Annotated in this window: 11 protein-coding genes and 1 tRNA gene; 5 read left to right on the forward strand and 7 right to left on the reverse strand. The window is 64.4% G+C overall.

Annotated features, from left to right (window positions below):
* Positions 1-26: 26 nt before the first annotated feature.
* Positions 27-1,085, forward strand: coding sequence for a phosphotransferase family protein (locus tag GGD62_RS15470; protein ID WP_018322221.1), 1,059 nt, complete (start codon positions 27-29; stop codon positions 1,083-1,085).
* Between the two features lie 275 nt (positions 1,086-1,360).
* Here the strand turns inward: GGD62_RS15470 and argE are convergent, their stop codons facing one another.
* Both argE and GGD62_RS15480 read right to left on the reverse strand, forming a co-directional pair.
* Positions 1,361-2,539: an acetylornithine deacetylase gene (argE, locus tag GGD62_RS15475; RefSeq protein WP_183708969.1), complete on the reverse strand. Its 1,179-nt coding sequence runs from the start codon at positions 2,537-2,539 to the stop codon at positions 1,361-1,363.
* A gap of 1,042 nt (positions 2,540-3,581) precedes the next feature.
* Positions 3,582-4,367 (reverse strand): SDR family NAD(P)-dependent oxidoreductase, encoded by a 786-nt coding sequence (locus GGD62_RS15480; protein ID WP_018322223.1) that lies wholly within the window; start codon positions 4,365-4,367, stop codon positions 3,582-3,584.
* A 135-nt stretch (positions 4,368-4,502) separates the two neighbouring features.
* Here GGD62_RS15480 and GGD62_RS15485 point away from each other — a divergent pair, with 135 nt between their 5' ends.
* Together GGD62_RS15485 and GGD62_RS15490 are read left to right on the forward strand one after the other, a co-directional pair.
* Positions 4,503-5,201, forward strand: a complete 699-nt coding sequence (locus tag GGD62_RS15485) for a histidine phosphatase family protein (protein WP_179734435.1) — start codon at positions 4,503-4,505, stop codon at positions 5,199-5,201.
* 81 nt (positions 5,202-5,282) lie between these two features.
* On the forward strand, positions 5,283-6,050 hold the full coding sequence (locus GGD62_RS15490) for an SDR family NAD(P)-dependent oxidoreductase (protein WP_141934334.1): 768 nt from the start codon (positions 5,283-5,285) through the stop codon (positions 6,048-6,050).
* 205 nt (positions 6,051-6,255) lie between these two features.
* Here the strand turns inward: GGD62_RS15490 and GGD62_RS15495 are convergent, their stop codons facing one another.
* Positions 6,256-7,491: a serine hydrolase gene (locus GGD62_RS15495; RefSeq protein ID WP_183234646.1), complete on the reverse strand. Its 1,236-nt coding sequence runs from the start codon at positions 7,489-7,491 to the stop codon at positions 6,256-6,258.
* A 151-nt stretch (positions 7,492-7,642) separates the two neighbouring features.
* Here GGD62_RS15495 and GGD62_RS15500 point away from each other — a divergent pair.
* Positions 7,643-7,718: transfer RNA gene (locus GGD62_RS15500), tRNA-Trp, on the forward strand.
* Positions 7,719-7,854: 136 nt separating this feature from the next.
* Here the strand turns inward: GGD62_RS15500 and GGD62_RS15505 are convergent.
* The 3 genes from GGD62_RS15505 to GGD62_RS15515 all read right to left on the reverse strand — a co-directional run bounded on the left by GGD62_RS15505 (position 7,855) and on the right by GGD62_RS15515 (position 9,781).
* Entirely contained in the window at positions 7,855-8,616 is a 762-nt protein-coding gene (locus tag GGD62_RS15505; RefSeq protein WP_183708970.1) for a glycosyltransferase family 2 protein, read from the reverse strand.
* A gap of 142 nt (positions 8,617-8,758) precedes the next feature.
* Positions 8,759-9,265 carry a hypothetical protein gene (locus GGD62_RS15510; protein WP_183708971.1) on the reverse strand — a complete coding sequence of 169 codons (507 nt, stop codon included), beginning with the start codon at positions 9,263-9,265 and terminating at the stop codon, positions 8,759-8,761.
* Positions 9,266-9,274: 9 nt separating this feature from the next.
* Positions 9,275-9,781, reverse strand: coding sequence for a hypothetical protein (locus tag GGD62_RS15515; protein WP_179739815.1), 507 nt, complete (start codon positions 9,779-9,781; stop codon positions 9,275-9,277).
* Between the two features lie 152 nt (positions 9,782-9,933).
* Here GGD62_RS15515 and GGD62_RS15520 point away from each other — a divergent pair, with 152 nt between their 5' ends.
* Complete coding sequence (locus GGD62_RS15520; RefSeq protein ID WP_183708972.1) at positions 9,934-11,604, forward strand: hypothetical protein; 1,671 nt, start codon at positions 9,934-9,936, stop codon at positions 11,602-11,604.
* On the opposite strand, the gene GGD62_RS15525 is transcribed toward GGD62_RS15520, so the two are convergent.
* Entirely contained in the window at positions 11,594-12,628 is a 1,035-nt protein-coding gene (locus GGD62_RS15525) for a Gfo/Idh/MocA family protein (RefSeq protein ID WP_183708973.1), read from the reverse strand. The two genes, GGD62_RS15520 and GGD62_RS15525, sit on opposite strands and share 11 nt — an antisense overlap.
* Positions 12,629-12,636 lie beyond the last annotated feature (8 nt).

Consider the following 12,636-nt stretch of genomic DNA (forward strand, 5'->3'; position numbering starts at 1 on the left):
GTCAGGACTGAAGAGGGAGCGTCATCGTGGCTGACGGCGTCAGGAAAGACGAAGAGTTCTCGGGCACCAAGCCGGTCGAGGAGCGTCATCGCTTCGACGAGATGCGGCTCGAAGCCTGGATGCGCGACAACGTCGAAGGCTATCAGGGGCCGCTGGTCGTGCTCCAGTTCAAGGGCGGCCAGTCCAATCCGACCTACCGGCTGAACACGCCGAACCGTTCCTACGTGATGCGCCGCAAGCCGTTCGGCAAATTGCTGCCGTCGGCGCATGCGGTCGATCGCGAATATCGCGTGATCGCGGCGCTCGGCAAGCAGGGCTTTCCCGTCGCGCACGCCTATGCGCTGTGCCAGGACGACAGCGTCATCGGCGCGGCCTTCTACATCATGTCGATGGAGGAGGGCCGGGTGTTCTGGGATCCGACACTGCCGAGCCAGGATGGCGATGCGCGGCGCAAGATCTTCACCAGCAAGATCGAGACGCTGGCGAAGCTCCACATGTACGACCCCACCGCGATAGGGCTCGGCGAGTTCGGCAAGCCTGGCAATTATTTCGCGCGCCAGATCGACCGCTGGACCAAGCAGTATCGCGCGTCCGAGACGCAGCACATTCCCGAGTTCGAGAAGGTCGCCGAATGGCTGCCCAAGACCGTGCCGGAGCAGGCGCGCGTCTCGATCGTCCACGGCGACTATCGCCTCGACAACATGATTTTCCACGCGACGGAACCGCGCGTACAGGCCGTGCTGGACTGGGAGCTGTCGACGCTCGGCGATCCCATGGCCGACTTCACCTACCTGTTGATGCAGTGGATCATGCCGGGCCTGCAGGGCGCGGACCTCAAGGCGCTCAACATCCCGAGCGTGGAAGAAGCTGCGCAGATCTATTGCAACGTCACCAAGATGACGGTGCCTGATCTCAACTGGTACTTCGCCTACAATCTGTTCCGTCTCGCCGGCATCACCCAAGGCATCGCCGGCCGCGTCCGCGACGGCACCGCCGCCAACGCCAAGGCGCTGGAGTCAGCCAAGCGCACCGTGCCGCTGTCGCAGGCCTCATGGGAATACGCGCAGAAGGCCGGCGCGGTGTAGGAACGACGAAGGCGCGGCCGGTGGCCGCGCTTTTTTCTTGCGCCACTCTCGCCACACACTCCGTCATTGCGAGCGTAGCGAAGCAATCCAGACCATTTCCGCGGGCCAGCCTGGATTGCTTCGTCGCAAGGGCTCCTCGCAATGACGAGGAGGCGGGCCACAAGTCCCCTGACAGCTCTCGTAGGGTGGGCAAAAGCGCGCAGCGCTGTGCCCACGATCTCCCCGTGATCGCAGCCTGATGGTGGGCACGCTTCGCTTTGCCTACCCTACGGCACCTACGACGCCGCTTTCGCACAATGCGCGATCAGTCTCTCCACGAACCCCGCACACTTCTCCAGCTCCGCCATCTCCACGAATTCATCCGGCGTATGCGCCTGCGCGATCGAGCCCGGGCCGATCACCACGGATGGGATGTGGGCCATGCTGGCGAACAGGCTGGCCTCGGTGCCGAAGGCGACCTTGGCGTGGTCGTTGCGCCCTGCAAGGCTCTTGGCGAGCGTGACGATGGCGGCGTCGGCGGCGGTGTCGAGGGCGGGGTAGTCGAGGATCTCCTCGAAATCGATGCCGCACTCCGGATGCCGCGCCTTCATCGCCGGCTCGAGCTCGGCCTTGGCCCAGGCGACGATCGCATCCGTCACCTCCCTGGACTCGGTGATGCCGATGCCGCGGCATTCGAAATCCACCGTGCAGGTGTCGGGCACGATGTTCAGCGCGGCGCCGCCGTGCACGATGCTGGTGAGCAGCGTCGAGTGCGGAACGTCGTAGAGGCTGTCGGTCGCTCGCACGGCTGCGAGCGCCACGGCGCGGCGGCGGATCTCAACGATCAGCTCGGCGGCATATTCGATCGCGTTGACGCCGTCGGGCGCGATCGAGGAGTGGCCGGCGAGGCCGCGGAAGGTTGCGCGCACGCCGTGCTTGCCCTTGTGGCCGATGATGACCTTCATCTCGGTCGGCTCGCCGATGAAGGCGCCGAGCGGTATGATCCGTTTCTTCGCGACCTCGCCGAGCATCGGCCGCACGCCGACGCAGCCGATCTCCTCGTCGTAGGAGATCGCCAGATGAATCGGCGTTACGAGCTTGGCCTCCAGCATCTCCGGCACCATGGCGAGGCACACCGCGACAAAGCCCTTCATGTCGGTGGTGCCGCGGCCGTAGAGCTTGCCCTCGCGCTCGATCAGCCTGAAGGGATCGTGGCTCCAGTCCTGTCCCACCACCGGCACGACGTCGGTATGGCCCGACAGCACCAGGCCCGGGCGGTCCTCGGGGCCGATCGTGACCCACAGCGAGGCCTTCTGCCCTGTTACGTCGGTGATGCGCTCGCCCTTGACGCCGAACGCGGCGAGGTAGCTCTCGATATGGGCAATCAGGGGCAGGTTGGTGCGGTCGCTGACGGTGTCGAAGCCGACGAGGTCGGCGAGGAGTTTGCGGATACGGTCGGGTCTTGAGCTGGGCATTGTCTCGTTCTGTCAGGGAGTATGGAGGCTGCAGTGCTTGCAGGAACCATACCAACGCGGTGGCTGATTGCGCAAATCAACACAAACCCGTAGCCGGATGGAGCGAAGCGTAATCCGGGGCCTGCGTGCTTCGTGACAGGACTCCCGGATTACGCTGCGCTTCATCCGGGCTACAAAGGCCACAATCCCTTGGGTTGCCCGTCGGGCAAAACACGCCAGCGCTGGGTCAACGCAGGGCGACAAAAATATTCCACTTTACCGAAATTCGGAAATCACGTATGTGTCGCCTTAACCCGGCCCAAGGAAGAGGGGCGTATCGCGATCGTCACGAACGCGGGCCGGGCGGCGGTGGACGCAGGTGACATCGGCGCAAAGGATTTCGCAGGGCGGGCAACCGTGAGCGAAACACCTAGCGCACACGACCGGTGTGATCCGCGTACGGCAAAATCGTGTGGTCCTGACGCCCGGGGTCTGTGCGTCAAGTGTTGCGGTGATGGGTGTCGTCCAACCGGACGCATTCGTCAGCCATCCGCAAGGCGACGGGGGCAATAGTGCAACGCTCCCCGGGGAGAGCACGACATAAGCCGTAAAACCACTGCGCAGGGAAGGCCGGGATGTCCTGGCTACACCTGTATGCCGCTGTGCAACTTCTTGTCACGCAGGTTTCGCACAGTGGACCTCGGGTGCCAGCGGGCTCCCGGTCTTCCCTGCGCCCTCTTTCAATTATGAGGGTGAAGAGATGAAGCAAAGCTCGGGCGAGATGAGCCGCGAGGATGCGAGGGTGTGTCTGCGGTTTGAGCTACGTGCCACGATCTCGATCTCGTAGGGTGGGCAAAGCGCAGCGTGCCCACGCCCTGTGGCTCAGGGAGAGGTGATCGTGGGCACGGCGCTATGCGCCTTTGCCCACCCTACGGCACGGCGGCTGGATCTGCACTGGAGCATCGCAATGACGATGTGGAGAGAGCTGCCAAACTCGCCTCTCGTGCCCTGGACGCTGCGCAGCAGCCCAAGAACGCTGCAGCGCGTCCGGGACACGCGAGAGTTAAACCGGCTTGCCCGTATACGGCATCGACGCGGTGAGGCCACCGTCGACCGGGAACGCCTGGCCGTTCACATAGGAGGCTTCGTCGCTGGCCAAGAACAACCCCATCGCCGCGAGCTCGTGCGGTTGGCCGGGGCGCTTGAGCGGATTGAGCTGGCCGATCTTGTCCTGGGTGCCGCGCTCCTTGGCGCGGTCGAAGATCGGCTTGGTCATGCCGGTCTCGATCAGGCCCGGGCACACCGCGTTGATGCGCACGCCGGTGCCGGTGAGCGAATACGCCGTGGTCTGCACCAGGCTGATCACGCCGGCCTTGCTTGCGGCATAGGGGTGCCCGCTGGCACCGGCCTTGAGGCCTGCGACGGACGCGGTCAGCACGATCGCGCCGGACTGCTGCTTCACCATGTGCGGCATCGCGTGTTTCACGGCGAGGAACGGGCCGATCAGATTGACGCGCAACACCTCCTGCCAATGCTCTACGGTTTGCTCGCCGAGCGGGACGAGCCCGCCGCTGACGCCGGCATTGGCCCAGATCACGTCGAGTCGGCCGTGGGTCTTCACCGCCTTGTCGATCACGGCGATGACGTCCGTCTCGGAGCCCGCGTCGGCGATCATGGCTTCCGCGACGCCGCCGGCCTTCTTCACCTCGTCGACGGTCTCCTTCACCGCCTCGGTGCGATCGACCGCGATCAGCTTGGCGCCTTCCCGGGTGAACAGCAGCGCGGCGGCGCGACCGATGCCGCTGCCGGCGCCGGTGATGATGACGGATTTGCCTTGCAGGCGGCCCATGCGTTCTCTCCTGTGGTGCCTCACGCGACGCTTGCCGCGCGACGGAATTTCAAACAAGATTTCAAACGGTAAAAGTGTCTTGAGACACGTTCACACCTGACGTACAGCGACATCAAACGGGATGGAAGGGTTTCGATGGCAGGCGCAGACAAGCCCAATGTGGTCATGACACGGTGGTGGTGGGTCCGTCACGCGCCGGTGCGCAATGACGGCGGCAACATCTACGGACAAAGCGACATCGCCTGCGACACCAGCGATACCTATGTGTTCAACGCTGTTGCCAAGGTGCTGCCACGCACGGCGGTCTGGTATTCGAGCAATCTGATGCGCACGCACCAGACCGCGGAAGCGATCTGGGCGGCCGGCTTCCCAAGACCTGAATCGATGAAATGGGAAGCGGACCTCGCCGAGCAAAATCTCGGCCGCTGGCAGGGCATGAACCGCGCCCAGTTCGTCGCCAGCCGACCCGTCGGCACGAGCTGGTTTGCCGACATCAACGAGCCCGCGCCCGGCGGCGAGAGCTTCATGGATCTCTACAACCGCACGCGCCGCACCATCGAGCGGATCAACGCTGAGGCGGGGGGCCAGGACATCATCGCGGTCGCGCATGGCGGCACCATCAAGGCGGCGCTGGGGCTCGCGCTCGACGGCCAGCCGGAGCGGGGATTGTCGTTCGACATCGACAATTGCTCGGTGACGCGGCTGGATTATTTCGCAACTCCCGAGCGCAAGGTCTGGCGGCTACCGATGGTGAACCAGCAGCCGTGGATCGCGGATGCTGCGCACGCGGCGATGCATCAGCCGGCGGGACCGGAAGTCAAGAAGCTGGCCTGAGTGAGCTGTCATTCCGGGGCGATGCGCAGCATCGAGCCCGGAATCTGGAGATGAAGACAAAGATCAATCTGGGAGAGAAACATGACCTTGTTCGACATGAAGGGGAAAGTCGCCGTCATCACCGGATCGACGCGCGGCATTGGGCTTGCGATTGCCGAGCGCATGGCCGAGCACGGCGCCAAGGTCGTGATATCATCGCGCAAAGCCGATGTCTGCGAGCAGGTGGCCAAGGGCATCAACGACAAGTTCGGCAAGGGCACTGCGGTCGCGGTCGCCGCCAACATCTCCTCGAAGGAGAATCTGCAAAACCTCGTCGATGAGAGCAACCGCGCTTTCGGCAAGATCGACGTGCTGGTCTGCAACGCCGCCTCGAACCCGTATTACGGTCCGCTCGCCGGCATCTCCGACGATCAGTTCAGGAAGATCCTGGACAACAACATCGTCGCCAACAACTGGCTGATCTCGATGGTGGTGCCGCAGATGATCGAGCGCAAGGACGGCTCCATCATCATCGTCTCCTCGATCGGCGGGTTGAAAGGCTCGACCATCCTCGGCGCCTACGCCATCTCCAAGGCCGCCGACATGCAGCTGGCGCGCAACCTCGCCTGCGAATACGGCAAGGACAACATCCGCGTGAACTGCATCGCGCCCGGCCTGATCAAGACCGATTTTGCCAAGGCGCTGTGGGACAATCCGGAGAACCTGAAGGCCTCGACCGCGCGCTCACCGCTCCTGCGCATCGGTATCCCCGACGAGATCGCCGGCGCCGCGGTGTTCCTGGGGTCCAAGGCCGGCGACTTCATGACCGGCCAGACCATGGTGATCGACGGCGGCGCGACGATTAGCTGAGAAGCGTTGTAGGCCACGGTGTGGCCGCGAGTGACGGTGCGCTCCCTCTCCCGCTTGCGGGGGAGGGTTGGGGAGGGGGTCTTGCCACAATTGAGGACCCCCAGAGGGGAGAGTCCCCACCCGGCACTTCGTGCCGACCTCCCCCGCAAGCGGGAGAGGCTGCACCGAGCTTGGCGCTTGATCATTCAACTCAAGCGACGCCACCTCACTCGACGGCCGCGTAAACCAGATCCCGCACCAGCGTTCGCGTGTAGTCGCGCTGTCCCGGCCCCTGGCTCATGAACACCGCGAACAGATCCTCCTTCGGATCGATCCAGAAGAACGTGCCCGCGATGCCGCTCCAGAAATATTGGCCGACGCTGCCGGGGAACGGCGCGATGCCGGCCTCGCGGCGCACGGCGAAGCCGAGGCCGAAACCGTGGCCGGGCGAGAGCAGGGTTCCGTTGGTCTGAACCTGCGGCCCGAGATGATCGGACGCCATCAGCTCCAGCGTCTTGCGGCCGATGATCCTGGCGCCGTCGAGCGTGCCGCCGTTGCGCAGCATCAGGCAGAAGCGAGCATAATCCATCGTGGTCGAGACCAGGCCGCCGCCGCCGGACTCCATCACCGGTGCTTCGTGCATGTTGAACAGCGCGACCTTGTCGCCGGTCCACGGATCGGCCGCGAATGGCTCGGCGAGCCTGCCCGCATTGGCCTCCGAGGTCGAGAAGCCGGTCTCGGCCATCTGCAGCGGGGCGAGCACGCGTTCGGTGAGGAACGTGCCGAGCGACTTGCCGCTGACGACCTCGATGATGCGGCCGAGGATGTCGGTGGAGCGGCTGTAGTTGAATTCCGCGCCGGGCTGGCAGACCAGCGGGAAGCTCGCCACCAGGGCGGCGTGCTCGGCGTTGGTGATCTTGCGGCTGCGGACGCGGGACTCCTGGTAGAGCTTGTGCACGGGGCCGTCGCCCTGGTGCTCGTAGGTCAGGCCCGAGGTGTGGCGAAGCAGGTCCTGCACGGTCATCGGCCGCGCCGGCGGCACCAGCTCCAGCTTGCCGTCCTTGACGATGCCGACCTGCTGGCTGGCAAATTCCGGGATGAACTTTGCGACGGCGTCGCTGAGCAGGAGATAGCCGTCCTCGACCAGCGCCATGATGGCGACCGAGACGATCGGCTTGGTCATCGAGAAGATCCGGAAGATCGAATCCCGCGTCATCGGCGCCGCGGCCGCCGGGCTCTGCCGGCCGAGCGCCTCGAACCAGCCGACCTGGCCGCCCCTCGCCACCAGCACGGTGATCCCGGGAACGGTTCCCTTGTCGATCTCGCGCTTGAAGGCGTCCGACATGGCCTGCAGGCGCGGCCGCGACAGCCCAAGCGTCTCCGGCCTTGCCTCGGGCAAAGGCGGGGTGGAGGCTGCGATCGTGGCCTGTGAGGCGGCTGGAGCGGTCGCTGTGGCGGTCATGGGCACTCCCAGTTTGTTTTTGATTATCGGCAACGGACTGTGGCCCAGAAACCCCGGTACAAACAAGCGAAGCGGGCGCGGTTCACCCTTGCAAACCGGCCGTCGCCTGTGCTTGAAAGCGGCCCTGATCCTGGGGCGACCCGAGGTCTGTAGGAGTGTAGCTCAATTGGTAGAGCACCGGTCTCCAAAACCGGGGGTCGCAGGTTCGAGCCCTGCCACTCCTGCCAGTCAAATCAATCACTTAAGTCAGGTGCTGGCAGGATAGGGACAAGGCGTCCCGCGGGCGAATCGCCACGCGCGAGCCCATCTCACCAGGCCTGAGCCCATCCGCTTGATGTCCGGGGTTGGCAGGCCAGGCGGCGCCTAGCGCGCCGGGGCCCGCTCCGCGTCGTCAGGAATCTGGCTGAGATCGACGTCCCGGATGGGAACGCGGCGCAGCAGCGAGACGATGGTGCCGCCGAGCTCGAAATAGGTACGCAGGCGCAGCGCACGGGACGAGCCCTTCAGCTCTGCGTTCAGGCTCACGGGCACCTGGACGTAGGTGAGGCCGAGCTGGAGCAGCGAGATCAACGCGCAGATCTGATAGCCGTAGCCGTCGGCCTTGACCGCGATCTGGCGCAGCCATTTCACGGGGTAGACGATCATGCTGTGATAGTCGGACAGCCAGAAGCCGAACAGGCAGTTCAGGATGAACCGAAGCGAATGCGACTGCAGCGAGCGGTTGACGGAGCGGTCCGACTGGTTGTCGCGATAGGTGATGACGAGGTCGGCGGCGCCCGCCGCCTTGAACATCCGGGCAACACCCTCGTTCTGAAAGGCGTGATCGCCGGGAATGAGCGTGATGACATCGAATTTCGCGCGCGACAGGGCGTATTCGAAGCCGGCACCGACGCCTCGCGGCTGGGCGTTATGTTGCACGATGATGCGCGGCTCGCCGGCTGCGAACTCGTCCATGATCGCGCCGGTGGCGTCGGTGCTGCCGTCGTCGATCAGGAAGATCTCGAAATCGTCGAGCAGTTCGCGGGCGAGCGGCAGCACGCCGTCAATGGTGTCGGCGATCTTGTCCTGCTCGTTCAGTGCAGGGATGACGATCGTAAGCCGTTTTGCCGCCCTGGAAGGTGTCATCTCATGCCGCCCGTTGCCGGCCACTCATTACTGGTGGAACCCTGGCGCAACTCTAGGTCATCTGAACCAGGCGAACAATAAGGGGCCCGCAGATATGCCCTGCACAATCGGCACGAACCGGCGATGTGTGTGATCCCGGCAACTATTCGGAAAAATCATAGAGGCTGGTATCGCCGATACCGAAGGCGCGGCGCAGCTGTCCGACGCGGCCTGCCATAGTCCGGCCCGCCGCCGTCGCTGCAAAATGTGAATCCACCGGTTCGACCAGGCCGCCGTCGACCAAGTTCCCAATTCGTCCCTGGAACAAATCTGGAACCTGCCGTTCGATGATCTCCGAAAGCGGAGCCCTCCGCCCGGGCCGGTCGGTGAGGCTGAGCAGAATGTCCAGGGAAACGGATTTGTACACTGCGCCAAAAGCGAAGACGTAACCCATCACGCAAAAACCGAAAATCGACGCGGCGTCCCAATACTGAAATTGCGGGACGACGAGGATTCCAAGCATCACGCCGAGACCATGGGTGAGGATCGCGGCGATCGCAAGCAGGGTCACGGCGCCAAGCGACCATCCGCGAGCGCGGGCCATGAGCTGCAAGGCAGGCGCCAACAAGGCGAAGGTCACTGCGGCGAGAAATCCGACAACGAAGGACATCGTGGCCGCTCACCCAAGGCCCGTCGACAGACGAACGAGTTTGACGAGACGCGCGACCGCCACCCCCTTGGCCGTCGGAGCCAGCCTGCCGTCGGCCGTGATCACCATCCCCGCGCCGACCAGGAGCTTCAGGCGGTTGTGCGTGAAGGTGCCGAGATCTCCGCCCTGCATGTAGGCTACGGCCCATTGCTCAAGGGTGAGGGGACGCCCGGCTTTAACGAGTGCCGTGAGCAGCGTCAGCGTAAAGCCCCAGGCCAGCAGGCTGAACAGGATGTAGAAAAACATCATCGCGGTCGCGAGCAGGAACAGGCCGCCAAGCACGTCGTCATAACGGCGCTGACCGGGAAGCGCGAGACAGGCGATCGCGTAAAGGGCCAAGACGGTGATGCAGCCGAGCCGGAAGCGGCGGCCGGATCCGCCGGTGGCGGCGATGCGCGCGTAGCACAATAGCAGCAGCGGCAGCGCGACACTGAGACCAATCGCAGCGGCTTGCGCCGGGCCCGGGAGCATGTTCATTGCGGAAAATCGTCCCGGACGCCTCTCAGGCCCAGCCAGAGCGAAAGTCTATAAAAGGTCGCATTTTTCCGGTCAAGGGAGCCCATCATCCCGCCTTGCGGACGTCACGTGGGCGTGCGAATCCTGCCGGCGATGCCGTTCCTCCGTCCGAGATGTCCCCATTGCTGCGTGCGATAGTCGTCCTCCTCGTCGTGCTATTGGCTGCGCATGCGCCGATGCTCCTCAACGACGGTCTCTTCATGGACGACTGGCTGGTGCTCAAGCCGCGTCCCGACTATTTCATCAACATCGATTTCCTGCTGAACGGCGCCGGTCATCCGATATTTTACAGCTACGACACGTTCGCGAACTGGACGGGCGCCCCCGTTGTCGTGATGGTCTCGCTGGCGATTGCTGGAATTGTCTTCGGCGCAATATCGCTCGCCCTGACCGCAACGCGTCTCGGTCTGCTCGACCGCTCCGAGGCGGTTGGGTTCGCGCTGATCGTCTGGACATATCCCGGCTATCAGCTGTGGGCGGGCAAGGCGAACGCGGTCTACGTCTTCAGCTTCGGATTGCTGTTCATCGGCGCATGGCTGTTGACGCTGGCCTTCAGCGCCCGCGGCCTGCGGCGCGTGCTGCTTCGCGTGGCCTGTGCGCTCGTGTTCCTGCTGGGCTTCGCACTCAACTCGACGATCGTGCTCTATGCCTTCGTGATGCTTGGTCTGTTCGTTGCGATATGGCGGGGCGGGAAGCCGACGGACGGCTTGGTTCGCCGCACATGGCTCGCATCCTGGCGCTGCGCCCTGGGTTATCCGGAATTGATCCTGCTTCCTTTGATCTACTGGGGCACGCTCAATATCTGGTTCAAGCGGATCGGCGTGTACGCGCAGCACTATGATGCCCATTTCCCGACGCTCGGCGAGTTGGTGAAGGGATGGTTGGCATTCTTCATCACCGGCTACAGGGACGTCCTGGCCCACGCATTGCGCGCGGCGATCGCCGTCCCGGGGCTGTTCATTTTGGCGGCGGTGCTCGTCGGCATCGTCTTGCTGCTGCTGCGCGCCGACACGAAGCCGACCACGTCCAGACTCGCGATCGCCTTGCCGCTCGTGCTCGCCTTGGTCTTGTTCCTCGCATTGTCGTCGCCCTATCTGATCGCCGGCCTGCGGCCGTCGTCCACGCATTTCTACGAGAGCCGACATCTGCTGATGTTCGGTGTGCCTGCGGCGCTGGGGTTTCTCGCATTCAAGCGGCTGGCCGAACGTTGGACCAGTCCCAGCACCGCCTTTGCAGCCATATTTGGATCGGGCCTGATCATGTCGATCGGCATGCTGTGGAGCGACTACGTCTTCATGCAGGCGAGAACGCTGAAGCAGGAGGCCCTGACGCGCAACCTTGCCGGCCGCGCCCAGCCCGCGGCGACGGTCTATGCGCTCGATGACGGCTTTTTCGACTACCCCTCACGGCATGTGCCGTTCGGCCTCGCCGAGGTCACCGGCATGCTGCGCCTTGCCTGGGGCAATCAGCCGTTCTTCGGATTTGCACTGCGGGCCGAGCGGCCCGACATCCTGCGGGGAATGGACGAGGCGCGGACGGCTCCGGGAAGCGCATTCCATCATTTCGATCCGACGGGGCCGCAGGCGACGATCTCGTTCCAGCCGGGCCCAGGGGCCGCACCGAACCAGACCTTGGTGCGGAAGTACTATGCGTGCCGGTTCCTGGCGCGCTGCGATGTTGAAGAGTTCCTGGCTCAACTTGCGCAGGTCACGATCAAGCTCGGGCCCATCGCGGGCGTCCTGCCGCTCGAGGGCGCAAGCAAGGATGCCGCGCCTAACCGCTAGCCCGCTGTTTCCAAACCGTCTCCGCAAGCGCGATGTCGGTCACTGAGTCCGCGCCGGAGGCCAAGGGGACGCCTCGCGCGGCGACGTCGGAAACGAAGGCGTCCGCCTGGCGCCGAAATGCCCAGCTCTTATCATCCGTCAGCCGCGTGCGCTGACAATCGTGATCGACGATGACCTCCGCCTCTTGCTCGGCGAAAGGTGGCGGCAATTCCAGGGTCACTGCGCCGCGCTCGAAATCGATCGTCAGCCCCTCGCGCCAGCCGCCCTCGGAGCCGTTCACGAGATCCAGCGTGCAGGCGATGCCGTCGAAGTCGAGCGTGATGCGCGCGGCTCCCGAAATCTCGATCGCGCTTTCGGCGACCGTCGGCGACGATCCGAGCAGGTAGCGCGCAAGATTGATGATATGGCTGAAGACGTTCAGAAAATTGTCGTAGCCGGGACGCATCGCGCGCGGCATCCAGTCGGGACCATCCTGCCAGAGTTCGATCCCGTCCGGTCGCGCTTCGCCGGTCATCACGAAATTGTCGTGCGACCGGCCCGTGTCGCCGCCGAAGCACCAGCCTTTTGCCCGGACGATGCGTCCGAGCGAGCGGTCTTCGCGCAAGCGCGTCAGCACCTGCAGCGCCCGTGCCACACCGGCATCGTGACGTTTCATGTAGCCGACGCTGTAGACGAGTTTTTGCTGCCGCGCGGCTTCGACCAGCGAAATGGCCCGGGCCGTCGTGTAGGCCATCGGCTTTTCCGACAGTACGTGCCGCCCGCTGTTCAACGCGTCCAGGACGATCGGGCCGGTGGCACGACGCTTCGTCACGACGACGACGGCGGACACCGCGCTGTCCGCGAGCAGCTCGCGGTGCGTGCCGTAAACCTTGGGAATGCCGAACTTCTGCGCCGCGGCGGCAGCGAGGTCCGGCCGGAGATCGGCGATCGCGACGACGCGGCAGGCGGGATTGGCAGCGAAATTGGCGAGGTGGCACATCTGGCCGACCATGCCCGTTCCGATGATGCCAATGCCTGGCTTCACTGGCTAAG

The sequence above is a fragment of the Bradyrhizobium sp. ERR14 genome (assembly GCF_014198235.1).
Classification (GTDB): Bacteria; Pseudomonadota; Alphaproteobacteria; order Rhizobiales; family Xanthobacteraceae; genus Bradyrhizobium.

What these genes read in the sequence shown, in the direction of transcription:
- argE (WP_183708969.1), bottom strand. Translation starts at nt 2,539, where the DNA reads ATGCCCAGCTCAAGACCCGACCGTATCCGCAAACTCCTCGCCGACCTC.
- GGD62_RS15480 (WP_018322223.1), bottom strand. Translation starts at nt 4,367, where the DNA reads ATGGGCCGCCTGCAAGGCAAATCCGTCATCATCACCGGCGCCGGCAGC.
- GGD62_RS15485 (WP_179734435.1), top strand. Translation starts at nt 4,503, where the DNA reads ATGGCAGGCGCAGACAAGCCCAATGTGGTCATGACACGGTGGTGGTGG.
- GGD62_RS15490 (WP_141934334.1), top strand. Translation starts at nt 5,283, where the DNA reads ATGACCTTGTTCGACATGAAGGGGAAAGTCGCCGTCATCACCGGATCG.
- GGD62_RS15495 (WP_183234646.1), bottom strand. Translation starts at nt 7,491, where the DNA reads ATGACCGCCACAGCGACCGCTCCAGCCGCCTCACAGGCCACGATCGCA.
- GGD62_RS15505 (WP_183708970.1), bottom strand. Translation starts at nt 8,616, where the DNA reads ATGACACCTTCCAGGGCGGCAAAACGGCTTACGATCGTCATCCCTGCA.
- GGD62_RS15510 (WP_183708971.1), bottom strand. Translation starts at nt 9,265, where the DNA reads ATGTCCTTCGTTGTCGGATTTCTCGCCGCAGTGACCTTCGCCTTGTTG.
- GGD62_RS15515 (WP_179739815.1), bottom strand. Translation starts at nt 9,781, where the DNA reads ATGAACATGCTCCCGGGCCCGGCGCAAGCCGCTGCGATTGGTCTCAGT.
- GGD62_RS15520 (WP_183708972.1), top strand. Translation starts at nt 9,934, where the DNA reads ATGTCCCCATTGCTGCGTGCGATAGTCGTCCTCCTCGTCGTGCTATTG.